Raw genomic sequence first — 26,998 nt, forward strand, 5'->3', positions numbered from 1 at the left:
ATGACGAAATCATTGAAACCCGATTTGCGGGAGCTGGATGCGGAAGGGTTGAGAAAGCTGCTGGCGCTGGCCAAGGACCGCAGCCGGAACGCCAACAAGGAGGAACGCGCTTCGATACCGGTGATACCGCGCGACGGGCATCTCGCATTGTCCTTTGCGCAGCAGCGACTTTGGCTGCTGGCGCAACTCGACGGCACCAGCACCAACTATCACATTCGGGGCGCATTGCGCCTTTCGGGCGAGCTCGACGTCACCGCCTGGCGTCGCAGTCTGGACCAGCTGTTTGCGCGTCACGAATCCCTGCGCAGCATTTTTTGTGTCGTCGATGGGCAGCCTTGCGTCGAGCTATTGCCCGCCCGCCAAGGCCTACCGTTACTCGTGCATGATTTGCAAGCTGAACCGGAGCGCGAGCAAGCGCTCAAGCGCTTGTGCCGCGATGAGACAAATACGCCGTTCGATCTCGCCCAAGGGCCCTTGATCCGCAGCCGTCTGATCCGGACCGCGGAAAGCGAGTATCTGTTCCTGCTGACCCAGCATCACATCGTTTCCGATGGTTGGTCGATAGGTGTGCTCGTGCGCGAGCTTGGCGCCTTGTATCGCGCCTTCATGGTCGGCAAGCACAACCCGCTGCCGGCGCTGACGATTCAGTATCCGGACTATGCTGCCTGGCAACGCCAGTGGTTGTCGGGAGACCGATTGCAGCGGCAGGTCGACTATTGGCGACAGACGCTGGAGGGTGCTCCGGCGCTGCTCGAATTGCCGACCGATCGGCCGCGGCCACCGATCAGGTCGCTCGCCGGTGCTTCGTTCCCGATCGAGATCGACGCCGACCTTGCTCGAGGCATCAAGCAGCTAAGCCATTCGCATCGCGCGACGCCATTCATGACGGTGCTGGCGGCATGGGCGGCGGTGGTGTCGCGGCTTTCCGGCCAGAGCGATGTCGTGATCGGTACGCCGACGGCCAATCGCAACAGGCGCGAGATCGAAGGACTGGTCGGCTTCTTCGTCAATATGCTGGCGCTGCGCGTCGATTTGTCGGGCGAGCCTGATGTGGTGGAGTTGCTCAGCCGCGTGCGCGGCGCGGCGCTGGCGGCCCAGGATCATCAGGATCTGCCGTTCGAGCAGCTCGTCGAAAGCATCCAGCCGCCGCGGCGTCTGGATCATACCCCGGTGTTTCAGGTCGTATTCGCCTGGCAGAACAACGAGTCGGCCAGGCTTGAACTGCCGGGCCTGAAGGCCGAGGTCGCAAACACCGCGCTCAACGAGGTCAAGTTCGATCTTGAACTCAACCTGAGCGAGGCTGACGGCCGCATCATCGGGACCCTGAATTATGCGACGGCACTGTTCGATGAGGCAACCGTCAGGCGCCATCGCGACTATCTGATTACCTTGCTGGAAGCCATGGTCGCCGATGCGGATCAGGTTGTCGACCGGATCGATCTGTTGGGTATCGACGAGCGCGAGCTCGTTCAGCAGACCTGGAACCAAACCGCAACGCCGTACCCGTCCGAACATTGCATCCACGAACTGTTCGCCGAGCAGGTTCGGAAGGCACCCGATGCCACGGCGTTGGTGTACGAGGATCTTCGCCTGAGCTATGGCGAACTGGATGCAAAGGCCAATCAGCTTGCGCACTATCTGATCGGGCGGGGCGCGGGTCCGGACCAGCCGGTTGCGATCTGCCTGGAACGCGGCCTCGCCATGGTCGTCAGCCTGTTGGCCGTACTCAAGGCAGGCGGCGCCTATCTGCCGCTGGATCCCGCCTATCCGGCCGAACGGCTGCAGCAGATCGTCGATGACGCAAGGCCAAATTTGTTGATTTGCGATGATGCGGGGCGCGCGGCGTTCGCGAATGCGACCTGCGAGATCGTCGATCTTGAATCGAGGGCGTCTGTCATCGCCGAGTTAGCGAAGTCAAATCCAGATGTTAAGGGCCTGACTTCACGTCATCTCGCCTACATTATCTATACGTCGGGTTCTACCGGTACGCCAAAAGGCGTGATGGTCGAGCATCGCGGCCTGGTGAACCTGGCGCTGGCCCAAAGGGCGCTGTTTGAAGTTTCCTCGCGCAGCCGCGTCGTTCAGTTCGCTTCCTTCAGCTTTGACGCCAGTACCTGGGAAATCGTCATGGCGCTGTGCACGGGGGCCGAATTGTTTCTCGTCGGTCCGCGCGAGCATCGCGATGCGTCGGAGCTGCTGAGCTATCTGGCGCGCAACGGCATTACGCACGCGACCCTGCCGCCTGCCTTGCTGCAGGGACGCACGGACCTAGATTGCCTGGCATCGTTGCAGGTGCTTGTCCTCGCCGGTGAACTGCCCAAGCCAGAACTGATCAAGAGCGTACCGTCAGGTGTAGCCATCTTCAACGGCTACGGCCCCACAGAGATTACCGTCTGCGCCACGACCTGGCTGCGACCCGTGGGCTTTGAAGGCGGTGTCGTCCCGATTGGTCGCCCGATTCCCAACACGCGGATTTATCTGCTGGATCGATTCGGCGCGCCGGTTCCGCTGGGCGCGGTCGGCGAGATTTATGTCGGCGGAGCAGGGGTCGCGCGCGGGTATCTCAATCGCGCCGACCTGACGGCGGAGAGGTTCGTGTTCGATCCGTTTACCGGCGACGCTGGCGCGCGGATGTATCGCACCGGCGATCTCGGGCGCTACTTGCCGGGTGGCGATATCGAGTTCCTCGGTCGCAATGATCATCAGGTCAAGATCCGCGGCTTTCGCATAGAATTGGGCGAGATCGAGGTTCGCCTGAACGCCCACGCCGGTGTGGCCGATGCGGTGGTGCTGGCACGTCAGGATCACAGCGGCGACCAGCGGCTGATTGCTTACGTGGTGCCGACTGTGCAGGATGGCGACAGCGGCGATTTTGCGACTGCGATGCGCAAGCACCTTCGCGCCTGCCTGCCGGAATATATGGTGCCGTCGGCTTTCGTCCGCCTGAACGCGTTGCCGCTCACGCCGAACGGCAAGGTCGATCGGAAGGCGCTGCCGTCGCCTGAGGACGATGCCTTCGTGCGCCGAGACTTTGAAGCGCCGCAAGGCGAGCGGGAAGAAACCGTTGCCAAGGTCTGGATCGAGCTGCTCGGTGTCGAGCGCATTGGCCGCAACGATCACTTCTTTGAACTCGGTGGCCACTCGCTGCTCGCGGTCCGGATGCTGGAGCGGTTGCAGCGGCATTCGCTCAGCACGGACGTGCGCACGCTGTTCGCCAAACCGGTGCTGGCTGATTTCGCCGCGCGCCTTGATGGCGGCGGCGTGGCCGAAGCGCCGGCCAACGCGATTCCGCTGCAGGCTGCTGCGATCACGCCCGGTATGCTGCCCCTGATCAGCTTGGAGCAGTCCGATATCGATCGCATCGCGGCGAGCGTTCCTGGCGGTGTCGCCAACATCAAGGATATCTACGGATTGTCGCCGCTGCAGGACGGCATCCTGTTTCACCATCTGCTCGCAGCGGAGGGCGACCCTTATCTGCTGGTCGGCCAGATGGCGTTTGCAAGCCGCGATTTGCTCGACCGCTATCTTGCAGCTGTTCGGCAGGTGATCGATCGTCACGACATTCTGCGCACCTCCATTCAATGGGAGGGGCTGTCCACCCCGGCGCAGGTGGTCTGGCGACAGGCTCCCTTGATCGTGACCGAGGTCGAGCTGGATCGCGATAGCCCAGCGCACCAACAGCTTGCGCGGCGTTTTGATCCGCGACGGAACAGGATCGACCTTGGCCACGCGCCGCTGCTGCGATTTGCGGTGGCCCGCGACGCCGAGAAGAATCGCTGGCTGCTGCTGGTGTTGCTGCATCACCTGATCGGCGATCATTCCACCCTGGAGGTGATGCATGACGAGGTCCGGAAGATTTTGTCCGGGCGTGGCCAGGAACTGCCGGCACCGTATCCGTTCCGAAATCTGGTGGCGCAGGCGCGGGATTCGGAGGCTACGGCCGAGCACGAGCGCTTCTTCCGGGACATGCTGTCTGACATCGATGAGCCGACCACGCCGTTTGGCCTGGACGGAGTGCACGGCGACGGCGGTGGCGTGGCGGAAGCCCGGCGGACGCTATCGCAATCGCTCAACGGACGGCTCCGGGTTCAGGCGCGCCGCCTGGGAGTGAGTCTGGCCAGTCTTTGCCATCTCGCCTGGGGCCAGGTGCTGGCGCGGAGCAGCGGACGTGATCGTGTCGTGTTCGGCACGGTGCTGTTCGGCCGCATGCATGCCGGCGCCGGTGGCGACCGCACCATGGGGTTGTTCATCAATACATTACCGCTGCGGCTCGACCTCGACGGCACCGCGGTCGAAGACAGCGTTCGCCGTGCGCATGCCCAGCTCACCGAGCTGATGGGGCATGAGCATGCCTCGCTGGCGCTTGCGCAACGATGCAGCAATGTGGCGGCGCCCGCGCCCTTGTTCAGTTCGATTCTGAACTACCGGCATAATGCCATGCCGGCCGGCTCGACGACGGATGAGACGGCCGCTGGCGTGGACGGCATCGAGTGGCTCGGCGGTGAAGAGCGCACCAATTATCCCCTCATGCTATCGGTCGAGGATTACGGTCAGGCACTGGGTTTGACAGCGCAAGTGATCGATCCGCTGTCGCCCGAACGCATCTGCGCGTTGATGCAGCATGCACTCGGGCAACTGGCTGAAAGCCTGGAGCAACGGCCATACCTCCCCGTTCGGCAGCTCGACATTCTGCCGCCCGGGGAGCGCGAGCTTCTGCTTAAGACGTGGAATCGAACGGATGCCCGGTATCCGCGAGATCGCTGCTTCCATCAGCAGTTCGAAGAACAGGTCCGCGAGTACCCGGATGCGATCGCGCTGGTATTTTGCGAGACGAAGCTGAGCTATGGCGAGTTGAACAAGCGGGCCAACAGGCTGGCGCGGGGTTTGCGGGACTGCGGTGTCGGCACGGACGTGGTCGTGGGGCTGGCGCTGGAGCGCGGCGTCGCGATGATGGTTGCGTTGTTGGCGGTGCTGAAGGCCGGCGGCGCCTATTTGCCGCTCGATCCGGATTATCCGCCGGAGCGGCTGTCCCACATGCTGCACGACAGCGGCGCAGCACTGGTGCTGACGCAGGCGTCGTTGCTGGAGCAGTTTGCGCCGGTGCTGAAGGAGACGGGCGCCGAGGCGTGGCTGCTGGATGATGAGGATCGAGGTGAGGGCGCTGATGCCAGCAATCTCGACCTCGCGGTTCACCCCGAAAGCCTGGCCTATGTCATCTACACCTCGGGCTCGACCGGGCTGCCCAAGGGCGTGATGGTTCGCCACGATGCGGTGACGAACTTTTTGGCGACGATGGCGCAGCAGCCGGGAATGACGCCAAAAGACCGCGTGCTCGGCCTGACCTCGCTGTCGTTCGACATTGCAGTGCTGGAACTGTGGTTGCCGCTCACGCTGGGGGCGCGCGTGGTGCTGGCGGATCGCGCCGCCGCGCACGATCCGGCTCAGCTCAAGGCCATGGTGACAACCCAGGGCGTGACGCTGATCCAGGCGACGCCGTCGACCTGGCGGATGCTGCTCGATCACGACGGGCCATTGCTTCCGCCAAGTTGCCGGGTGCTGTGCGGCGGCGAGGCGCTGCCGCCGGACCTTTCGCGGCGGCTGGTGGCGCAGGCCGGCGAGGTCTGGAATCTGTACGGTCCGACCGAGACCACGGTCTGGTCGGCCCGTCATCGCCTCGACGCGCAGGACGACCGCCCGGTGCTGGGCGGCCCGATCGGCAACACCACGCTGCACATCCTCGACCACGATCTCAACCTGGCGCCGGTCGGGGTTGCCGGCGAGCTCTATATCGGCGGCGAAGGACTGGCGCGGGGCTATTGGCAGCGCGGCGCGCTGACCGCGGAACGCTTCATCCCCGATCCATTCGGCCCTCCGGGGTCGCGGCTGTACCGCACCGGCGATTTGGCGCGGTGGCGGTCCGATGGCGTGATCGAATATATCGGCCGCGCGGATCACCAGGTGAAGATCCGCGGCTTCCGGATCGAGCTCGGCGAGATCGAGGCGCGGCTGCTGGAGCAGGCTGCAGTGCGCTCAGCTGTGGTGGTGGCGCGCGAAGCCGGCGCGGGCCGCCAGCTGGTGGGCTATGTCAGCGGTGAGGCGTCGCTGGATGGGTCGGCGCTCAAGACGGCGCTGTCATCGGTGCTGCCGGACTACATGGTGCCGGCGCGGATCGTGGTGCTCGATCGGCTGCCGCTGACGCCGAACGGCAAGATCGACCGCAAGGCGCTGCCGGCGCCGGATCAACTTGCCGCCGCCGAGCATGTCGCGCCGCGCACGCCAACCGAGGCGGCGCTGGCGGCGATCTGGGCCGACCTGCTGCGCCGGCCCAACATCGGCGTCACCGACAATTTCTTTGAGCTCGGCGGGGATTCTCTCACCGCCGTCCAACTCGTCAGCCGCATCAAGCGCGATCTCGGCCATGACTTGCCGCTGAACCGCCTGTTTGAAATGACGACCATTGAGACGATGGCGGCGGGCCTCACCCCGCAGATCCAGGTCGACAAGCGCGGCGATGACATCGCCGCGATGCTCGACATGTTGAAGGAAGTCGAATTTTCCGATGAGTGACACCGCCACCACGCGGAAGCAGCAGCTTCGCGACATCTCACAGCGATTGATGCGCCTTGATGCGAACAAGCAGCATGCGTTCCTGACGCAGCTTGCGGACAAGGGCGTTAATCTGTCGCTGCTGCCGATTGCGCGTCAGGAACGGACGCGGGCACAGCTTTCCTTTGCGCAGTCGCGCCTCTGGTTCCTGTGGCGAATGGATCCTGATAGCGCCGCCTACAACATCGCGGCGACCGTGCGGGTGCGCGGCCAACTCGATGTGCACGCGATGCAGCAGACCTTCGACAGGCTGGTTGTCAGGCACAGCGCGCTTCGCACGGTGTTTCGGCAAGAGGGCAGGGAAGCCGAGCAGATCCTGCTCGATTCGCAACCGGTCGAGATCAGACACGTCAAGGTCGACGGCCGTGATCGCGAACAGCAGGCTCGCCTGCTGGCGCGCGAGGAAGCCGCACGACCATTCGATCTCGAGGCCGGCCCGCTCCTGCGGGTCGCATTGCTGACGCTGGAAGACGACGACCAGTTTGTCGTGGTCAGCCTGCATCATATCGTGGCCGACGGCTGGTCGATGGCGGTGCTGGTCGAGGAGTTCTGGCAGCTGTATGCGGCGGTTGCGCGGGGCGATGCGCCGGCGCTGCCGGAGCTGGATGTTGAATACATCGACTATGCCGAATGGCAGCGGCTCTGGATGAGCGCGGTCGACGGCGAGCGGCAGATTGCCTACTGGACGGCTCGCCTCAGGGATCCAGCGGTGCTGCAGCTTCCGATCGATCGGGCGCGGCCGGCGGAGCCCGACCTCGCCGGCGCTGCGGTCCGCATGGAGCTTGATCCTGGGCTTGCCGATGCCCTGAGTGCGTTGGCGCGCAAGCACCAGACGACGCTGTTCGTCGTTCTGCTGGCGAGCTTCAAACTGCTGCTCTATCGCTACACGGGACAAGCCGACATTGGCGTCGGCGTGCCGGTCGCCAATCGTCACCGGGACGAGACCCGGGGAATGATCGGACTGTTCGTCAACACCCAGGTGCTTCGCACGCAACTCGACGGGCGCGAGACAATTGCGGATTTCATCGCAACTGTGCATGCAGCCACGATCGAAGCCCAGGAGAACCAGGATCTTCCGTTTGAACGGCTGTTGGAGGTCCTGCAGCCGAAACGCAGCCTGAGCCAGAATCCTCTCTTCCAGGTGCTCTACAATCACCAGCGCCGCCGGGCATCGGACAATTCGCTCGGTCTGACCGGGCTGCAAATCGAAAAAATCGAGCCCAATGTCGATACCGTCAAGTTCGATCTGGCGCTCGACAGCGAAGAGGGACCGTCAGGCGACATACGCGCGATCTTCACATACGCAACGGCTCTGTTCAAAGCAGCGACAATCGAACGCTTTGCGGCGCATTGGATCACGCTCCTCAAGACGATGGCCCAGGATTCGTCGCAGTCGATCGCCGGCATCGCGCTGCTTTCCGAGCAGGAGTTGACTCAAATCCGGGGCTGGAATGGAGCAGACGGCGGTTCAACGACTCCGTTCACGCCCGTGCACCAGACGGTGGCCCGCTTCGCTGCGCAAGCACCCGATGCGCCGGCGCTCGTCTTCGGCGACGACGTCATCTCGTATGGCGAACTCAACCGTCGCGCCAACCGCCTTGCGCATCGCCTGATCCGTCTTGGTGTCAGCCGCTTCGATCTGGTCGGCCTGTCGGCGCAACGTTCGCCATCGCTCGTCGTGGCACTACTGGCCGTATTGAAAACGGGCGCCGCCTATCTGCCGTTTGATCCCGACCATCCCGTCAAGCGGCAGTTCTCCACCATGCACGACGCCGGCGTGCGGTTTGTGCTGACCGCTGAAGGGCTGGCCTCGCAACCGTCCGGGATCGAAATTGTTCAGCTTGGCGCTGACGACCTTGACCAGGAGCCGGAGAGCGATCCCGCGATTGTCGTGGCAGCGCAAAGCCTCGCCTACGTGATCTACACGTCGGGTTCGACTGGGATACCGAAAGGTGTCGCGGTTGAGCATGGGCCATTCGCGATGCACTGCGACGTGACCGCCGGGCTCTACGATATGGACCGGCATTCCCGTGAACTGCATTTCCTGTCCTTTACGTTCGACGGCGCGCATGAGCGGCTCTGGACCGCGCTGACCTGCGGCGCTGCGCTTGTCATGCGGGATGAGAATCTGTGGTCGGCCGAGCAGACGCTTGAAGTCATGCGCAAACAGCGCGTCACCAACGCCGGCTTTCCACCGGCATATCTGCAGCAGCTTGCCGACTTTGCGGCATGGCGCGGCGATCCGCCGCCGGTCTCGCTCTATTCGTTCGGCGGCGAGGCGATGCCGAAAGCCGGATTCGACAAGGTCAGGCGCGCGCTCAAGCCCAGGACGTTGATCAACGGTTATGGCCCGACCGAAACCGTGGTGACGCCGCTGGTCTGGAAGGTCGATGCCAGCGAAGAGATCGAGGGTAGTTATGCCCCTATCGGCCGCCCGGTCGGCCGGCGATCGGCCTATGTCCTCGACGCCGATCTGAACATCGTGCCGGTCGGCGTGACCGGCGAATTGTTCATCGGTGGCGAAGGAGTGGCGCGGGGCTACTGGCGGCGCGGCGCGCTGACGGCGGAGCGATTCATCCCCGACCCCTTTGGCGCGCCGGGCATGCGGCTATACCGCACCGGCGATCTGGCCCGATGGCGCGCGGATGGAGTGGTCGAATATCTTGGCCGCTCCGATCATCAGGTCAAGATTCGCGGCTTTCGGATCGAGCTCGGCGAAATCGAGGCGTGGCTGATGCGTCAGCCCGGCGTGCAATCGGCGGTCGTTGTTGCTCGTGATGTTGGAGCAACCCATCAGCTGGTCGGCTATGTCTGTGGCGAAGGTGCTTTCGATGAGACGCTAATTCGCGCTGCACTCTCGAACGAACTGCCGGATTACATGGTGCCGGCCCGCATTGTCAGACTTGAGAGCCTGCCGCTCACCGCTCACGGCAAGGTGGACCGTGAGGCCTTGCCGGTCCCCGAGACGCACGCCGCCGCAGCCCACGTCGCGCCGCGAACCGCGACGGAGACGACGCTTGCCGCGATCTGGGCCGAGCTCCTCGGCCAGCCTCGGGTCGGCGCCGACGACAATTTCTTCGAACTTGGCGGCGATTCGATCATCTCGCTGCAGATGGTGGGTCGCGCCCGGCAGGCCGGCCTGCTGATCGAGCCGCGTGATGTTTTCCGGCACCAGACATTGCAGGAACTGGCGCTGGCGGCGCGTACGGAACAGGTGGTGCAGGACGCCGAGCCCGAGAAGGATCTCGCCGGCATCGAGCATCCGCTGCTACCGATTCAGGCGCGGTTCTTCGGCGAGGACGCCGGCGAACGCTACCACTGGAATCAGGCCGTATTGCTGATGCCGCAGTCGCGGCTGGATTGGGCGATCGTGGAACGCACGCTGGCCGCTATCGTTGCGCATCACGATGCGCTGCGCCTTCGCTTCGAGGAGACCGACGGTGTCTGGCGGGCGTCCTATGGTGCCGCGCCCCCGGTTTCGGAATTATTCTGGATTCGGAGCGGCATACGCGATGCGGCCGAAGTGACGGCGCTGGCGTCAGTGGCCCAGGCCAGCCTGTCATTGCAAGGGCCGCTGTTGCGCGTGGTCGGGATGGACCTTGCCGACGGCAGCCAGCGGCTTCTGATATCGGTGCACCACCTCGTCATCGACGGCGTGTCGTGGCGGGTCCTGCTGGAAGACTTCGTATCGGCGTACGGTCAAATGGAGCAGGGCGCGGCCTCTATCGCGTTGGCGCCAAAGAGCCAATCCTATTCGTCCTGGGCCGCGCGCTTGAAAGCGCATGCGGGCAGCGCCGAACTGGGTGCCGAACTGCCGTACTGGCTCGAACGCAAGCCACTCGCCGATCTGGCCTGCGACGACGATCATGGGGACGTCGATCGGGTTGCCGAGGGCGAGGAAATCCTGCTGACGTTCGACGCAGGGCTGACGACGCGGCTGCTCAAGGAAGCGCCGTCCGCCTATCGGACCCAGGTCAACGATCTGCTGCTGGCGGCGTTGGCGCGCGCGGTATCGTGCTGGAGCGGGATTGAGGACGTCCTTGTCGAACTCGAGGGCCACGGCCGGGAGGACATTTTCGGGGGCGTCGAGATTTCGCGCACGGTGGGCTGGTTCACCACCGCCTTTCCTGTGCGCTTGCCGGGCGGGCCGAGGGACGACGCCACGCTGATCAAGTCCGTCAAGGAAGAGCTGCGGGCGATCCCCGCGCGCGGGCTGGGCTATGGCGTTCTGCGTTATCTCGGTACCGAAGAGCAGCGCCAAGCGCTTTCCGCAGTCCCCGAGCCGCGTATCGTTTTCAATTATCTCGGCCAGTTCGATGGGAGCCTGGGTGAGCGGGCCTTGTTCAAGATTGCTCCCGAGAGTGCCGGCGCCGCGCGCAGTGCGAGCGCGCCGCTTGGCCGCTGGCTCAGCATCAACGGCCAGGTGCGCGACGGCCTGCTGCGGCTGTCGTTCAGTTTCGGTCGCAGGCGCTACCGGCGCGCGACGATTGAACGCCTCGCCGAGCACTATGCAACGGCCTTGCGTGAGCTGGTGGACCATTGTGCCGGCGGCGCGCACGGGATTACGCCGTCTGACGTCGAACTCTCGGGATTAAACCAGGCTGACCTCGACATTCTGGGCGCGACGATCGATTGCCGTGAGATCGAGGACATCTATCCGCTGTCGCCGATGCAGCAGGGAATGCTGTTCCATGCGTTGCGCGACGGCGAAAGCGGAAACTATGTCAATCAAGTCGGCCTGGAAATCCGTGGCATCGACCCTGGAAGGTTGCGAGCGGCCTGGCAGGAAGTAAGCGCCCGGCACGCGGTGCTAAGGACCGGCTTCGCCTGGCGCGAACTGTCGGGCGCGGCCCAGCAGGTAGTGTACCGTCATGTGACGCTGCCGTTCGTCGAGGAAGACTGGCGCGAGCGGGCGACCAGAATGGAGCGCAGCGAACTCGAGGTGGAGCTTGCGCTGGCGTCGCAGGCCGAACGAGCCCAGGGGTTCGACCTGTCGCATGCGCCCTTGCAGCGGGTGCGGCTGATCAGACTCGGGGAAGGCCGCCACTGGCTGATCTGGACGCATCACCACATCCTGCTGGACGGGTGGAGTTCGGCGCGACTGGTTGCCGAAATACTGCAGCACGAACGCGGTAGCCGATTGCCCGCCGTGCGCGGCCATTACCGTGACTATATCGGCTGGCTGCAACGGCAGGATCGCGAAGTGTCGGCGGCGTTCTGGCGTGGCGGGTTGGCCGAGTTGGACGAGCCGACGTTCCTGGCGGATATGCTGGGAGGTCCTTCAAGCACAGGCGCATCCGGCCACGGTTCGCTCGATCTGCTCCTCACTTCCGATCTGACTGCGGGATTGCAGGCGTTTGCCAGGCGCGAGCGCGTGACGTTGAACACGCTCCTGCAGGGCGCATGGGCGCAACTGTTGCGCCGTCATACCGGGCAGCGCGTTGTCTGCTTCGGAGCGACGGTGTCGGGCAGGCCTGCTGAGATCACCGGGTCCGAGGAAATGGTGGGTCTCTTTATCAACACCCTGCCAGTGGTTGATCAGGCCAACCCGCAAGTCGAAATCGGTGCGTGGCTTCGCGACCTGCAGGAGCGCAACATTGATCTGCGCGACCACGGCTGGATGCCGCTCTACGAGATTCAGCGCCTGGCGGGACGATCCGGCCGGCCGTTGTTCGACAGCATCCTGGTGTTCGAGAATTATCCGATCGATGAGGCCCTGCGCGGCGAGAATGAAAGCGGTTCCCGCTTCGGCCGGGTCGAGCAGGTCTCGATCACCAATTATGCCCTCACGGTCGCGGTAATCGCCAAGACCGACGGCATCAATCTCGGTTTCCGCTATGACCGCGGCCGGTTCGATGAAGACCAGATACGATATCTGCAAGCCTGCCTGTCGCGCCTGCTCGCGCAGATCGTGACGGATGCCGCCGCGCCGCTCGGTGGACTGAGCGGGCTCGATGTCGATGAGGTCAGGCAAGTGCTCGGCTGGAGTGGCGGCGCAATCGAGCCGGACAAGGTTCCGGATTTTGGCGGCGGAATCGTCGCCAGGATCGAGGCGCGCGCCGCGGCTTCGCCGTCCTCGATCGCATTGGTGTTCGGCGACCAACAGGTCAGCTACGGCGAGTTGAATGCCCGGGCCAATGGTCTGGCGCGCGCGTTGCGGGACCGTGGTATCCGTCGCGACCAGCTGGTGGGTGTCGCCCTGGAGCGCAGCGTCGAGTTGATCATCGGTGTTCTCGCCGTGCTGAAGGCGGGTGGGGGCTATCTGCCGCTCGATCCGGATTATCCGGCTGACCGGCTGCTGCATATGCTGCGCGACGGCGGAGCCAGGCTGGTGCTGACTCAAGGCCGGCTGCTTGAACGCATCGCGTCCGTGATTGCGCAAGCAGCCGCGGAGGCCTGGGCTATCGACGTGGAGAATGCGGCCGGGGCAATCGAACCCGTCTCCAATCTCGACATCGCGCTCGATCCGGAAAGTCTCGCCTATGTGATGTACACGTCGGGATCGACGGGCATGCCAAAGGGCGTAGCCTGCTCGCATGGCGCGCTGGCCGCACGGCTCGGCTGGATGCAGGCCGAATATCGCCTCGATGCCGGCGAGACGCTGCTGCAGAAAACGCCGTTCAGCTTCGATGTGTCGGTATGGGAAATTCTATGGCCACTCACAGCAGGCGCCCGCCTTGCGATCGCCGCGCCGGGTGCGCATCGCGAACCGCGGCGCATCATTGACGCGGTCATTGCTCACGATGTGACCACGCTGCATTTCGTACCGCCGATGCTCGAGCATTTTATTGCGGAGCCGGAAGCGGAGCGCTGCGTGACGCTCAAGCGGCTGTTTGCCGGCGGCGAAGCCTTGTCGGCTGAGTTGAAGGCACGCGTGCTCGCGGCCTTCCCCAAGGTTCGGTTCGATAACCGTTACGGTCCGACCGAGGCCTTGATCAACGCGACGTTCTGGAACTGCCGCGATGACGGCTCTGCGCGTGTGCCGATCGGACAACCGATCCCGGGTACGGCCATGCGTATTCTCGACACCGAGCTGAACATGGTTCCGGCCGGAGTGACCGGCGAGCTGTTCATCGGTGGCGTCGGGCTCGCGCGCAGCTATTGGCAGCGCCAGGGGCTGACGGCGGAGCGGTTCATCCCGGATCCCTTCGGCAGTCGCGGCGAGCGTCTGTATCGGACAGGGGATCTGGCGCGCTGGCGCCCGGACGGCGCCATCGAGTACGTTGGGCGATCCGATCACCAGATCAAGATCCGAGGCTTTCGCATCGAGCTTGGAGAGATCGAAGCGCGGCTGCTTGAACAGCCCGGTGTACGCTCCGCGGTGGTCGCTGCGCGCGAGGTAGGCGCGGGACGCCAGCTATTCGGTTACGTTTGCGGGGCGGACGAACTTGACGGGACGGCCTTGCGTACGGCGCTGTCATCCGTCCTGCCTGACTACATGGTGCCGTCGCGAATCCTGACGCTGGAACGGCTACCGCTGGCACCGAACGGCAAGGTCGACCGGCGTGCACTTCCGGCGCCGGACGCGGTGGATACCGGCTCGGAGCACCAGGCGCCGCGTACCTCGGCGGAAGTGACGCTCGCGGCGATCTGGGCCGAGCTGCTCGGCCGGCCTCTCGTTGGGCTTGCCGACAACTTCTTCGAACTCGGCGGCGATTCGATTATCTCGCTGCAAATGGTGAGCCGCGCCCGACGCGCCGGTTACCTGATCGAACCGCGCGATGTGTTCCAGCATCAGACGCTGGAAGCCCTGGCGCTGGCGGCGCGTGCCGAGCAGCAGAACGCGGCGCGCGCCGACCAAGGGCTGGTATCCGGTTCTCATCGCCTGCTGCCGATACAGGCCAGGTTCTTCACAGAAGATGTTGGCGAACGCGACCACTGGAATCAGGCGGTGCTGTTGCGGCCGAAAGAGCGACTTGATTGGGAAGTCATGGGACGCGCGATCGCGGCCGCCCTCAATCATCACGACGCGTTGCGGCTTCGCTTCGAAGCGAGGGACGGCGTATGGCGTGCGGAGCATCGCACCGCGCCGGCTACGGCTGAACTGTTGTGGGTCCGGAGCGCGGCCGATGGCGAAGCCGTCACAGCGCTTGCATCGTCGGCGCAGGCGAGCCTGTCGCTGTCCAACGGCCCGCTGCTGCGTGCGGTCGGCATCGATGTCGCTGATGGCAGTCAGCGCCTGCTGATCGTGATCCATCATCTGGTTGTCGACGGCGTGTCGTGGCGGGTGCTGCTGGAGGATTTCGCGGCTGCGTACAGCCAGTTGGCGCGAGGCGACACGGTTGCGCTTCCGCCGAAGAGCCATGCTTATTCCCTGTGGGCGGCCCGGCTGGATGCTTATGCGGCGTCCTCCGAACTCGCGGCTGAACTACCTTATTGGGTCGAGCGCAACGGAGTTGCGGATTTTCCGTGCGACGACGATCACGACGGTATCGACCACGTCGCCGACGCCGATGAAATCTCGCTGTCGTTCGACGCCGAACTGACGCAGCGCCTGCTGACGGACGCTCCTTCCGCTTATCGCACGCAAATAAACGACCTTCTCCTCGCCGGCCTCGCGCGTGCTATTTGGCGATGGAGCGGCCAGGACGAGGTTCTGGTCGAGCTGGAAGGTCACGGCCGCGAGGACCTGTTCGGGGACATCGACATCTCGCGTACGGTCGGCTGGTTCACGACCGCGTTTCCCGTGCATCTCGTTGGCGGGTCGCAGGATCCGTCGTCGTTGATCAAGACCGTGAAGGAAGAACTTCGCGCCATTCCCGGCCGCGGACTGGGCTACGGCGTCTTGCGCTATCTCGGCTCAGAAGCGCAGCGCGCGGCCTTGTCAAAAGCGACCGAGCCGAAGATCGCCTTCAACTATCTCGGCCAGATCGACGGCGGCGCCGCAGAGGCGGCATTGTTCGCCATGGCGCCGGAAAGCGCGGGCCCCTCACGTAGCGCATCGAGCCCGCTGCGGCGTTGGCTCAGCGTCAACGGTACCGTACGCGAAGGCCAGTTGCGGCTGTCGTTCGGCTTTGGCCGCAAGCGCTATCGGCGCGAGACGGTCGAACGGCTGGCCGCATTGTACCAGGCAGCGCTGCGGGAGTTGGTCGATCATTGCACCAGTGGAGCCTGCGGAATCACACCCTCGGATGTGACGTTATCTGGGCTTAGCCAAACCGATCTCGACCGGCTGGAACTCGACTGGCGTCAGATCGAGGATGTCTATCCGTTGTCGCCGATGCAGCAGGGCATGCTGTTCCATGCGATGCACGACGGCGAGAGCGGACTTTATGTCAACCAGGTCGCCGCCGAGATACACGGCCTTGATGCCGGCAAGCTTCGTCTGGCCTGGCAGGCGGTCAGCGACCGCCATGCGGTGCTGCGCACGGGATTTGTCTGGCGCGACCTGTCAGGTTCGGCGCAACAGGTGGTCTATCGCCATGTCCAGGTGCCGTTCGTCGAGGACGATTGGCGCGCGCGGGTTGCGGTGCTGGCGCCATCCGGGCTGGATGCTGCGCTGACGGACGTCTCGCGGCAGGAACGGGTCGAGGGGTTTGACCTGTCGCGGCCGCCCTTGCAGCGGGTCCGGCTGATCCGTCTGGGAGAAGATCGTCACTGGCTGATGTGGACCCATCATCACATCCTGCTCGACGGATGGAGTTCGGCGCGGCTGATTGCCGAGGTGCTGCAATATAGCGGCGATGGCCGGTTGCCAGCCTTGCAGCGCCGCTATCGCGACTACATCGGCTGGCTGCAGAGCAGGGATCGCGACGCCGCAGCCGCGTTCTGGCGGACTGCGATGGCGGAGCGGGGCGAGGCGGGTTTCCTGTCGGACGGCTTGGTGGAACGCTCGAACGGAGAAGCGCCGGGTCACGGTGCGTTGGCGCTGGAAATGGACGTCGCGTTGACCGGACGGCTGCAGCAATTTACAGCGCGGGAGCGCGTGACGCTGAACACATTGGTGCAAGCTGCATGGGCGCAATTGCTGCGCCAGCATACCGGACAGAGCACCGTCTGCTTCGGCGTCACTGTGTCGGGCCGGCCGTCGGAACTCGCGGGCTCCGAAGACATGGTGGGCCTGTTCATCAACACCTTGCCGGTTGTCGACAGCGTCGGTCCGCAGCAGAAAGTCGGCGCATGGTTGCGTGAGCTGCAGGATCGCAATCTGACCATGCGCGAATTTGGCTGGACGCCGCTCTATGAGATCCAGCGCCTGGCCGGACGTCCCGGACGGCCGCTGTTCGACAGCATCCTGGTGTTCGAGAATTATCCGGTCGATAGCGCGCTGAAGCAGAAGCACCAGCGCGTCCGTGTCGGCGAGACGAGGATCACCGAGACCAGCAACTATCCGCTGTTCGCGAGCGTGGGTCTGGATGATCGGCTGCGGCTGGTGCTCAACTATCAGCGCAAGCATTTTGACGAGGCGCAGGTGGCGCGGCTGCAGGCCGCTTTCGTGCGGTTGCTGGAGACGTTGAGCGCCGATGCGGATCGACCGGTCGGCATGATCGCGGCGAACGATCCTGCGGATGAGGCACTGCTGTTGCGCATGAACAGCACACGCCGCGATGCACCGCGCCGGGGGATTGTCGCGCAGTTCGAGGAACAGGTTCGCCAGTTCCCGGACGCGATCGCACTGGTATTTGGCGACGCGGAGCTGAGTTATGGCGAGCTGAACAAGCGGGCCAACAGGCTGGCGCGGGACTTGCGGGGTTACGGTGTCGGCACGGACGTCGTGGTGGGCCTGGCGCTGGAGCGCGGCGTCGCGATGATGGTGGCGCTGCTGGCGGTGCTGAAGGCCGGCGGCGCCTATCTGCCGCTCGATCCGGATTATCCGCCGGAGCGGCTGTCCCACATGCTGCGCGACAGCGGCGCGGCGCTGGTGCTGACGCAGACCTCATTGCTGGAGCAGTTCGCGCCGGTGCTGAAGGAGACCGGCGCCGAGGCGTGGCTGCTCGACGAAGCCGATGGCGGTGAGGGCGGTGATACCGGCAACCTTGATCTTACAATCCACCCCGAGAGCCTGGCCTATGTGATCTACACCTCGGGCTCGACCGGCCTGCCCAAGGGCGTGATGGTCCGCCACGATGCGGTGACGAACTTTTTGGCGACGATGGCGGAGCAGCCGGGAATGACGCCGCAGGACCGCGTGCTCGGCCTGACCTCGCTGTCGTTCGACATTGCAGTGCTGGAACTGTGGTTGCCGCTGACGCTGGGGGCGCGCGTGGTGCTGGCGGATCGCGCCGCCGCGCATGATCCGGCTCAGCTCAAGGCCATGGTGACAACCCAGGGCGTGACGCTGATCCAGGCGACGCCGTCGACTTGGCGGATGCTGCTCGATCACGACGGAGCATCGCTGCCGCAAAGCTGCCGCGTGCTGTGCGGTGGCGAGGCGCTGCCGCCGGATCTGGCGCGGCGGCTGGTGGCGCAGGCCGGCGAGGTCTGGAATCTGTACGGTCCGACCGAGACAACCGTGTGGTCGGCGCGTCATCGCCTCGACGCGCAGGACGACCGTCCGGTGCTGGGCGGTCCGATCGGCAACACCACGCTGCACATCCTCGACCACGATCTCAACCTGGCGCCGGTCGGGGTTGCCGGCGAGCTCTATATCGGCGGCGAAGGACTCGCGCGCGGCTATTGGCAGCGCGGCGCGCTGACCGCGGAACGCTTTGTTCCCGATCCGTTTGGCCCTGCCGGTGCACGGCTGTACCGCACCGGCGATGTGGCGCGGTGGCGGGCCGATGGCGTGATCGAATATATCGGCCGCGCCGATCACCAGGTGAAGATCCGCGGCTTCCGGATCGAACTCGGCGAGATCGAGGCGCGGCTGCTGGAACAGGCCGCGGTGCGCTCCGCGGTGGTGGTGGCGCGCGAGGCCGGGGCGGGCCGCCAGCTCGTGGGCTATGTCAGCGGCGAGGCGTTGCTGGATGGGGCAGCGCTGAAGACGGCGCTGTCATCGGCCCTGCCGGACTACATGGTCCCAGTGCGGATCATGGTCTTGGACCGGCTGCCACTGACGCCGAACGGCAAGATCGACCGCAAGGCGCTGCCGGCGCCGGATCAACTCGGCGCCGCCGAGCATGTCGCGCCGCGCACGCCAACCGAGGCGGCACTGGCCGCGATCTGGGTCGACCTGCTGCGCCAGCCCAACATCGGCGTCACCGACAATTTCTTTGAGCTCGGCGGCGACTCGATCATTTCGCTGCAAATGGTGAGCCGCGCGCGCCGCGAAGGCGTGTTGATCGAACCGCGCGACTGCTTTCAGCATCAAACAATCGAAACGCTTGCAGCGGTCTCCCGGCAAATCCGGCCGCCAAAGGAAACGCCCACGCCGGTGCGGGGTTCTCTCTCGGGCCTGACCGGCGAACAGCTCGAAAGGCTCGATCTCGACTGGAGCCGCATCGAGGACATTTACCCATTGTCGCCGATGCAGCAGGGCATGCTGTTCCACAGCCTGCGTGATGCCGGCAGTGGCGTTTACGTCAATCAGGTCAGCGTTGAAATCCGTGGGCTCGATCCCGAACGCCTCCGATCTGCATGGCAAGAAGTGACCGCACGTCATCCGATGCTTCGGACTGGATTCCTGTGGCGCGAGCTTTCCGGCTCGCCGCTGCAGGCTGTCTATCGCGACGCAGCCGCGCCGTTCGAACAGGAAGACTGGCGCGGGCAACCCGTCAATGACGAACGCATTGCGGCGGCGCTTGCCGGCGAGCGTGCCGCCGAATTTGACCTCTCGACGCCGCCGCTGCAAAGGGTTCGGCTGCTCCGTCTCGAGGACGACTTCTATCGCCTGATCTGGACCTATCATCACATCCTGATGGACGGCTGGAGCTCGGCCCGATTCGTCGGCGAAGTCCTGGAGCGTTATTATGGCGGATCACCCGCGGCGAACCCGACGCATTACCGCGACTATATCGCGTGGCTGCTGGCGCAGGACGCGCAGGCGGCCGAACGGTTCTGGCGCGAACAACTCAAGTCCTTTGACGAGCCGACACAACTCGCCGACGCCTTCGGTTCTCGTCGTCATCCGGCTTCCGGTCACGCGCGCTGTTACACGCGGCTCGGCGAGACGGCGACCGCGCAATTGAAGGCGTTCGCTCGCCGCGAGCGGATCACGCTCAACACCATTGTTCAGGGCGTGTGGGCGCTCTTGTTGCAGCGCTATACGGGTCAGCAGGCCGTGACCTTCGGCGTCACCGTCGCCGGTCGCCCGGCCGGCCTCGACGGATCGCAGCAGATGCTCGGCCTCTTCATCAACACGCTCCCCGTGATCGAATCGCCGTCGCTTGCAAGCACGGTTGGAGAATGGCTGCGGGCGCTTCAGGATCGCAACCTTGCGATCCGGGATTATGAACACACGCCGCTCTACGACATTCAGAGCTGGGCCGGCCGCGGCGGCCAGACGATGTTCGACAGCATCATCGTGTTCGAAAACTATCCGATTGAACGCGGCATGCTGCAGAACGGGGACGGCTCCCTGCAGTTCGGCGGCCTGAAGAATGTCGACGTAACGAACTATCCGATGGACCTGTCTGTCCTCGTCGAGGACACGCTTCAGGTCGAATATACCTGTATGCCGAGCCACTTTACGGCAGCGCAGGCCGAGCAGATCAGGCTGCAGTTCGAGCATCTGCTTGCCGCATTGACGCGGGATGCCTCGGTGTTGCTTGGCGGCATCGATCCGGTCACGACAGTCGATGCCGATCCTGCCGACAACTGCAATCGCCACGCGGTGCCTGCCGTCGCATTGCCGCTGGTGCATGAGGCGATCAGCGAACATGCGAAGCGGAAGCCGGAGCGAACGGCACTTACCATCGGCGGTAAGATGCTCTCGTTCGGCGCGCTCGACGCCAAGGCCAATCGTCTTGCTCATCACCTGATCCATCGCGGGCTCAGGCCCGAGCAGCGCGTCGGCGTCGTGGTCGAACGAACCGAAGCCACGATGGTCGCGCTGCTCGCCGTCCTCAAGGCGGGCGGGGCGTACGTTCCGCTCGATCCGGAGCTTCCGTCCGAACGCCGCAGGTTTGTCATGCGCGATGCCCAGGTTTCGTTCGTGCTGACGGGGCAGCTCGAAGAAGACTTGGGTGATGTCGAAAGAATCTCTCTGGCCACATTCGACTTCGATGCGGGTCCCGACCATGCGCCGCAACCGGGCTTGCACCCCGAGAACCTGGCTTATCTGATCTACACTTCGGGCTCGACCGGAACGCCAAAGGGCGTGGCGGTTGCCCACGGGCCGCTGGCGATGCACTGCCACGTTACGGGAGGCCTCTACGAGATCGACGAGAGCTCGTGCGAACTGCATTTCCTGTCGCTGGCGTTCGACGGCGCGCATGAACGATGGTTGACGGTGCTGTCGCACGGCGCGCGGCTCTTGATGCGCGATGTGGAGTTGTGGACGCCGGAGCAAACAGTCGAAGCCTTGCATGCGCATCGGGTCAGCCACATCGGCCTGCCGCCCGCCTACCTCCAGCAAGTCGCGGAATGGGTCGAGCAGGCGGGCAATCCGCCGCCGGTCAAACTATACTCGTTCGGCGGCGAGGCGATGCCGAAGGCGGGTTTCGACAAGGTCAAGCGCGTTCTGAAACCGCGCATCCTGATCAACGGGTATGGTCCGACCGAAACCGTGGTCACGCCTCTGGTCTGGAAGGTCGACGGCGCCGCCGAATGCGATACGCCGTACGCGCCGATCGGTCTGCCGGTCGGTGATCGCAGCGCCTATATTCTCGATGGCTCGCTCAACATCATTCCCGCAGGCGTCGCCGGTGAGCTCTATCTCGGAGGCTTTGGGCTGGCGCGCGGCTATCACGGCAAAGCGGCCATGACGGCCGAGCGTTTCGTGCCCGACCCGTTTGCCGCAGCGCCGGGGGCACGGCTGTACCGCACCGGTGACCTCGCGCGATGGCACGCAGACGGTACCATTGAATATCTCGGGCGCAGCGACGACCAGGTCAAGATCAACGGCTTCCGGATCGAACTTGGCGAGATCCAGACCTCCCTTCTTCGACACGAGGAAATCGCTCAAGCGGCGGTCGTGGCGCTGGCGGGCGCTGCCGGAAGCCAGCTCGTTGCCTATGTCGCGCCGAAGGCGGCAAAGGCCTCGTCAGGAGCGTCTGCCGAGGCGTTGGTCGACAGATTGACCGATTTCCTGCGGCAGACATTGCCGGCCTACATGGTGCCGGCGCGGATCATGGTGCTCGATCGTCTGCCGGTGCTGTCGAGCGGAAAGATCGATCGGCGTGCGCTGCCGGCGCCCGACACCGCGGCGCGAACCTTCGTCGCCCCGCAGGGAGCTGCAGAAACCGCAATGGCGCGTCTGTGGGCCGACATTCTCAAGCTGCCGCAAGTCGGCGTCACCGATAATTTCTTCGAACTGGGCGGCAACTCGATCCTGAGCCTCAAAGTCGTCGCCCGGCTCCGTCAGGACAAGAGCTTCGGTATTGAGATCAAGCTGCGCGATCTCTTGCAAAAGCCGACAATCCGCGCGCTGCTGGCAGACACTGGTGACGCGGCTTCGGCCGCAGCAGCGGCGCCATCGGCGTTGTTGCCGCTGAATATTGCGGTTCCTGGAACGCAGCCGGTGTTCTGCGTGCATGGCGGTTTCGGCACCGTCTTTGATTACGGACCCCTGGCGCGACGCCTCGAAGGACGCCGGCAGGTGATTGGGCTGCAATCCAGGATGCTTGTCGACAGTTCGTGGAGCGACCGGTCGCTCGATGCGATGGCCGCGGATTATGCAGATGAGATCAGGCGAGTGCAGCCGCGCGGTCCCTATAGCCTGGTAGGCTGGTCGCTCGGCGGACTTCTCGTCACTCTCGTTGCAGCGGAGCTCGAACGGAGCGGTGAACCGGTAGATTGCCTTGCCATGGTCGACAGCTTCGTGCTGCTGACGGAGAGCGGATCGAACGGGAAGGAAGCGGCAGCCCACTGGACCGATGATCTCGCGGGATTGTTGTCAGCCGTCCTTCCGCACGCTGCATCCGCCCGTATCCATCCGTACGTGGAAGCAGCAAGAGACGCCAGCATGCCGGAGACATCCGAAGGCGTCCGGCGTTTGGTCAGACAGATGTTGGAAGAGACGCAGGGAGTATTGACGGACGACACGCTCCTGGGCGCCGACGACCTGTCCAGCGCCTTCGCGGTCGGGCGACACCTGAAAATCCTGACGCAGGACGTCGCCCCGCCGCCCCGTCTCAAGGCCACGCCGTTGTGCTGGTGGACGTCAGGCCGCCTGATGCAGCGCGATCGACTGGAGAGACAACTGCCGAATGTCGTCGATCACGGCATTGCTGGAGACGATCATTTTACGATCCTCAGGGATGCCGTTTTCCTCGACGAGATCTGCGCGCTGCTGGTTCCAGAGGCAACAGCGACGGAGTTGCAGGACCAGGTGTCGGAACCGGCGGAGTGAACGATCGCATGAGCCTTGATCCGGATATCGCAGCGCTCCTTGAGATGGTTCAGCTTGGGACTGACACCGGTGCACGCACACCGTTTCCGCAACTGACGGCCTTGCAGGCGCGCGCGGATTTCGACGCGTCGTCGCCGTTGCTCGACGTTGACCCTCCGGCGCTTGCGTTTGAACGCCAGCTCTCCATTCCGACCCGCGATGGTGATGCAATCGCCGCGCGGCTATACGCCCCGCGGGAGCCGAACGCGCGAAATCCAACACCAGTTCTGCTCTACATGCACGGCGGCGGTTTTGTCGTCGGAAGCCTCGATTCACATCAGCCCTTGTGCCGCGGCCTCGCCGCCGATAGCGATGCTGCGGTGCTGTCGATTGGTTATCGGCTTGCCCCGGAGCATAAATTTCCGACGGCATTCGAGGATGCCGTCGATGCGCTGGCCTGGATCGGTCGCGAGGGGGCAGCGGCCGGGCTGGATGCTTGCCGCGTGGCTGTCGGCGGCGATAGCGCCGGCGGAACGCTTGCCGCAGCTCTTGCGATCGCAGCGAAGGCGGAGCCAAGCTTGCCGCAGCCCGTTCTGCAGGTTCTCGCCTATCCAGGCCTCAGCTCGCGGCAAAACTCGGATTCCTACGATCGGTATGGCTCGGGCTTTCTGCTCGAGCGGGACACCGTCGATTGGTTCTTTCGGCAATATCTTCGCGACGATTCCGACCGCGATGATTGGCGCTTTGCGCCGTTGGCGGCGCACGATCTCTCAGGACTGGCGCCGGCGCTGTTCGTCCTTGCCGAGTATGATCCGCTGGTGGATGAGGGGCGCGACTATGCGGCGCGGCTCCGCGCCGCCGGCGTTTCCGTCGATCTCCAGATCTATTCCGGCATGATCCATGAGTTTTTGCGGATGGGAAATGTCGTGAGCGATGCCTTGCAGGCGCGGGCGGCAATCGGGCAGGCCCTGGCAAATGCTTTTTCGAGCCTAGCGCAAGGGCTTGGAAGGACACGGTGATTGAAGGTATGTCATAATGGTCTTCTGTCCGCTGGCCTTGTCCGCAAGAACGCTTTGAGCCGATATCCATGAACAAAAAGTCTATCATTGCTTCCGATTGCCGGCCGTCACGCCGCGCCGTTCTTAGCGCAGGCGTGAGCCTTGGCGGGGGCGTGCTGCTCGGCAACTGGCCGCTGCGCGCAATGCAAGCCGCCAACTCGTCGCCCGGGCCACGCGTTGCCGCGCTCGGCTGGGCCTGTGCGCAGACTCTGTTGGCGCTCGGGGTGGTGCCGCTGGTGGTTCCGGAGATCGAGCGCTACGGCAGGCTCGTCGTCGAGCCGGCAGTCCCGTCCAGCGTTCAGGAAATCGGCCTGCGTTCGGAGCCAAATCTCGAACTGCTGCAGAGCTTCGCGCCTGATATCATCATCATCGATCCCAGTATTACCGCCGCAGTACCCCGGCTCAAGCTGATCGCCCCGGTCGAGGTTTTCACGATTTTCAAGCCCGGTCGGCACCCATTGGAAACCGCGCGCAGTTCGACGATGGAACTCGCACGGCGCGTCGGCGTGCCGGCCGCATGCGAGGCCTATCTGGCGCGTTTCGATGCGGCGATGACCGGCTACCGTGATCAGCTTCGCAATCGCGGAGGCAAACCGCTCTATCTTGTCAGCGAAATCGCGCGCAATCGTGCGCTGGTGTTCGGTCCAAACAGCCTCTATCAGGAAGTGCTGAACCAGTTCGGATTGAAGAATGCATGGACCGGACAGAGCGGTCCGTGGGGACATACCAGCGTCGGCCTTGAAGTGCTCGCCGCGGTTCCGGATGCGCGGCTGGTTCTGATGAGTTCGCGGGTCGCGGATATCGAAGCGCTGCTCACGTCGAGCCCGGTGTTGCGAACCCTGCCTTTCCTTCGCTCGGGGCGGCTGACGGTGCTGGGAAATCAATTCTTCTATGGCGGCGTGCCGGCGGCTGAGCGCTTCGCCCGCCTTCTCAGCGAACGCCTGCCGCAGGAAAACAATGAGCAAGGTTGAGGCGCTGCCTGTCCGGTCCGGGATCGAGATGCATCCGGCGGTGCTGATCGGGCTGCTGTTTGCGGCAGCGGCGGCGCTGACATGGCGGCATCTGTCGGGATTTTTGCCGCCTGCCGCATGGTTAGCGGTGCTGTGGCGGCCCGAGATCAACGATCCGCAACAGATGCTGGTGCATTACACCGTATTTCCGCGCATAGCGGTAGCGCTGCTGGCCGGCGCAGCGCTGGGCCTGGCAGGAACGGTCTGTCAGCAGGTGCTGCGCAATCCGCTTGCTGAACCGAGCACCCTCGGGGTCCTGAATGGAGCCTATCTCGCGCTGTCCGTGACCACCTTGTGGGCGCCGTCGCTGCTCGCCTTCGGCCGCGAGTGGATTGCGTTGCTGGGCGGATTCGCTGCGTTTCTCTGCGTGTTCGGTCTCACCTGGCGCCGCGCGCTATCGCCGGTCGTGCTGGTGCTTGCCGGACTGATCGTTGCCTATTACTGCGCGGTGACGACGCAGGCCCTGATATTGCTGAACCACGAATACCTGATCGGCCTGTTCATCTGGGGCGCGGGTTTCCTCAATCAGCAGGACTGGAACAACGTCGCGTTCCTCGCGCCGCGTTTCATCATTTCCTTCGTGCTGATCGCGGCGATGGTCCGCCCGCTGACCTTGCTTGGCTTCGATGACGAGACCGCGCGCAATCTCGGCCTCGGATTGACCGGCGCGCGAGTCTGCGCGCTTGGCATCGCGATCGCGCTGAGCGCTTCGGTTATCAGCGTGGTCGGCGTGATGGGCTTTGTGGGCCTTTCCGCGCCAGCCATCGTTATGCTGTCAGGCGCGCGCCGTTTTCGCGACCGGCTGATTTGGGCGCCACTTTGCGGCGCGCTGCTGTTGTGGCTGACGGATGAACTCGTGCTGCTGATCCCGCCCGGCTATCGCGAAATGCCGGCTGGCGCCGCCACGGCCCTGATCGGTGCGCCGATGTTGTTGTTGTTGCTGCCACGGCTTCGGGCCACCGCGCCGGTGGGGAACCTCACGCCATCCGTCCCGCCACGTCTTGACCATCCCTGGCGGGCGATCCTGTTCGGTCTGGCCTTGCTGTTGCTGGTGGTCTGGATCGCGCTTGCTGTCGGGGTCGGTTCAGAGGGCTGGAGCTGGAGCGGCCTTGCCGGCATCCAGGAATTTCTGCCGTGGCGCTGGCCGCGCGTGGTGTCGGCCTTGGCTGCGGGGGCCACGCTGGCGGTGGCCGGCACGCTGCTGCAGCGCATGACCGGAAACCTAATGGCGGCTCCCGAGGTGATGGGGATCAGCTACGGCGCCGCGATGGGTGTGCTCGTTCTCCTGTACCTGCTGCCCTCCCACACGCGGGTGGCGCAGATTGCCGGCGGCGCGATCGGCGCCTTCATCGTGCTCGGGCTGGTTCTGCTGTTCAGCCGGCGGTCCGAATTCAGTCCGGAGCGTGTGCTGCTGGCAGGCGTCGCCATGAGTGCGGCGTTCGGCGCGATCATGGCCATGGTGCTGGCGACCGGTGACCCCCGCATCGGCATGCTGCTGTCGTTGCTGGCGGGATCGCTCTATCAGATCGGTCCGACCGAGGCCGCGATACTGGCCGCCGCCGCGATCATGCTGCTGGCGCTGGTGCCGATGTTGTCGCGCTGGCTCGATATCCTGCCGCTCGGCCAGGCGGCCTCGCGTGCGGTGGGCGTATCCATGGCGAGAAGCCGGATCATCATCATGCTGCTGACCGCGTTGTTGACCGCGACCGCGACGCTGATGGTCGGGCTGCTGAGCCTCGTCGGTTTCATCGCGCCGCATATGGCGCGGATGATGGGGGCGCAACGCGCGCTGCATCAGGCAACGCTGGCCGCGCTGATTGGCGCCACCCTGATGGTCTTCGCGGACTGGGCGGGGCGGATGGTGATATTCCCGTTCCAGATGCCGGCCGGCATCTTCGCGATGATGCTCGCGGGCCCTTATTTGGTGTGGCTATTGCGCCCGCGGCGCGTGTAAC

The 26,998-nt window shown here is 64.5% G+C and carries 5 protein-coding genes; all 5 read left to right on the forward strand.

All coding sequences use genetic code 11. The features are described from left to right. The 5 genes from ACSQ84_RS02785 to fhuB all read left to right on the forward strand — a co-directional run bounded on the left by ACSQ84_RS02785 (window position 1) and on the right by fhuB (window position 26,997). A complete protein-coding gene (locus ACSQ84_RS02785) occupies window positions 1-6,567 on the forward strand; it encodes an amino acid adenylation domain-containing protein (RefSeq protein WP_436210114.1) in 6,567 nt (2,188 codons plus the stop codon). Beyond that, window positions 6,560-22,996: a non-ribosomal peptide synthase/polyketide synthase gene (locus tag ACSQ84_RS02790; protein WP_436210115.1), complete on the forward strand. Its 16,437-nt coding sequence runs from the start codon at window positions 6,560-6,562 to the stop codon at window positions 22,994-22,996. Before ACSQ84_RS02785 ends, ACSQ84_RS02790 begins: the two co-directional genes overlap by 8 nt. An 8-nt stretch (window positions 22,997-23,004) precedes the next feature. After that, on the forward strand, window positions 23,005-23,994 hold the full coding sequence (locus tag ACSQ84_RS02795) for an alpha/beta hydrolase (protein WP_436210116.1): 990 nt from the start codon (window positions 23,005-23,007) through the stop codon (window positions 23,992-23,994). A 68-nt stretch (window positions 23,995-24,062) separates the two neighbouring features. Next, the gene (locus tag ACSQ84_RS02800) at window positions 24,063-25,004 is read left to right on the forward strand and encodes an ABC transporter substrate-binding protein (RefSeq protein WP_436210117.1); all 942 of its coding nucleotides are present in this window, start codon (window positions 24,063-24,065) and stop codon (window positions 25,002-25,004) included. Then, entirely contained in the window at window positions 24,991-26,997 is a 2,007-nt protein-coding gene (gene fhuB, locus ACSQ84_RS02805; protein ID WP_436210118.1) for a Fe(3+)-hydroxamate ABC transporter permease FhuB, read from the forward strand. The genes ACSQ84_RS02800 and fhuB overlap by 14 nt, the downstream gene beginning before the upstream one ends. The last annotated feature ends 1 nt before the right edge of the window (window position 26,998 follow it).

Source organism: Bradyrhizobium sp. LjRoot220 (genome assembly GCF_964252915.1).
Taxonomy (GTDB): Bacteria; Pseudomonadota; Alphaproteobacteria; order Rhizobiales; family Xanthobacteraceae; genus Bradyrhizobium.

What these genes read in the sequence shown, in the direction of transcription:
- ACSQ84_RS02790 (WP_436210115.1), top strand. Translation starts at nt 6,560, where the DNA reads ATGAGTGACACCGCCACCACGCGGAAGCAGCAGCTTCGCGACATCTCA.
- ACSQ84_RS02785 (WP_436210114.1), top strand. Translation starts at nt 1, where the DNA reads ATGACGAAATCATTGAAACCCGATTTGCGGGAGCTGGATGCGGAAGGG.
- ACSQ84_RS02795 (WP_436210116.1), top strand. Translation starts at nt 23,005, where the DNA reads ATGAGCCTTGATCCGGATATCGCAGCGCTCCTTGAGATGGTTCAGCTT.
- ACSQ84_RS02800 (WP_436210117.1), top strand. Translation starts at nt 24,063, where the DNA reads ATGAACAAAAAGTCTATCATTGCTTCCGATTGCCGGCCGTCACGCCGC.
- fhuB (WP_436210118.1), top strand. Translation starts at nt 24,991, where the DNA reads ATGAGCAAGGTTGAGGCGCTGCCTGTCCGGTCCGGGATCGAGATGCAT.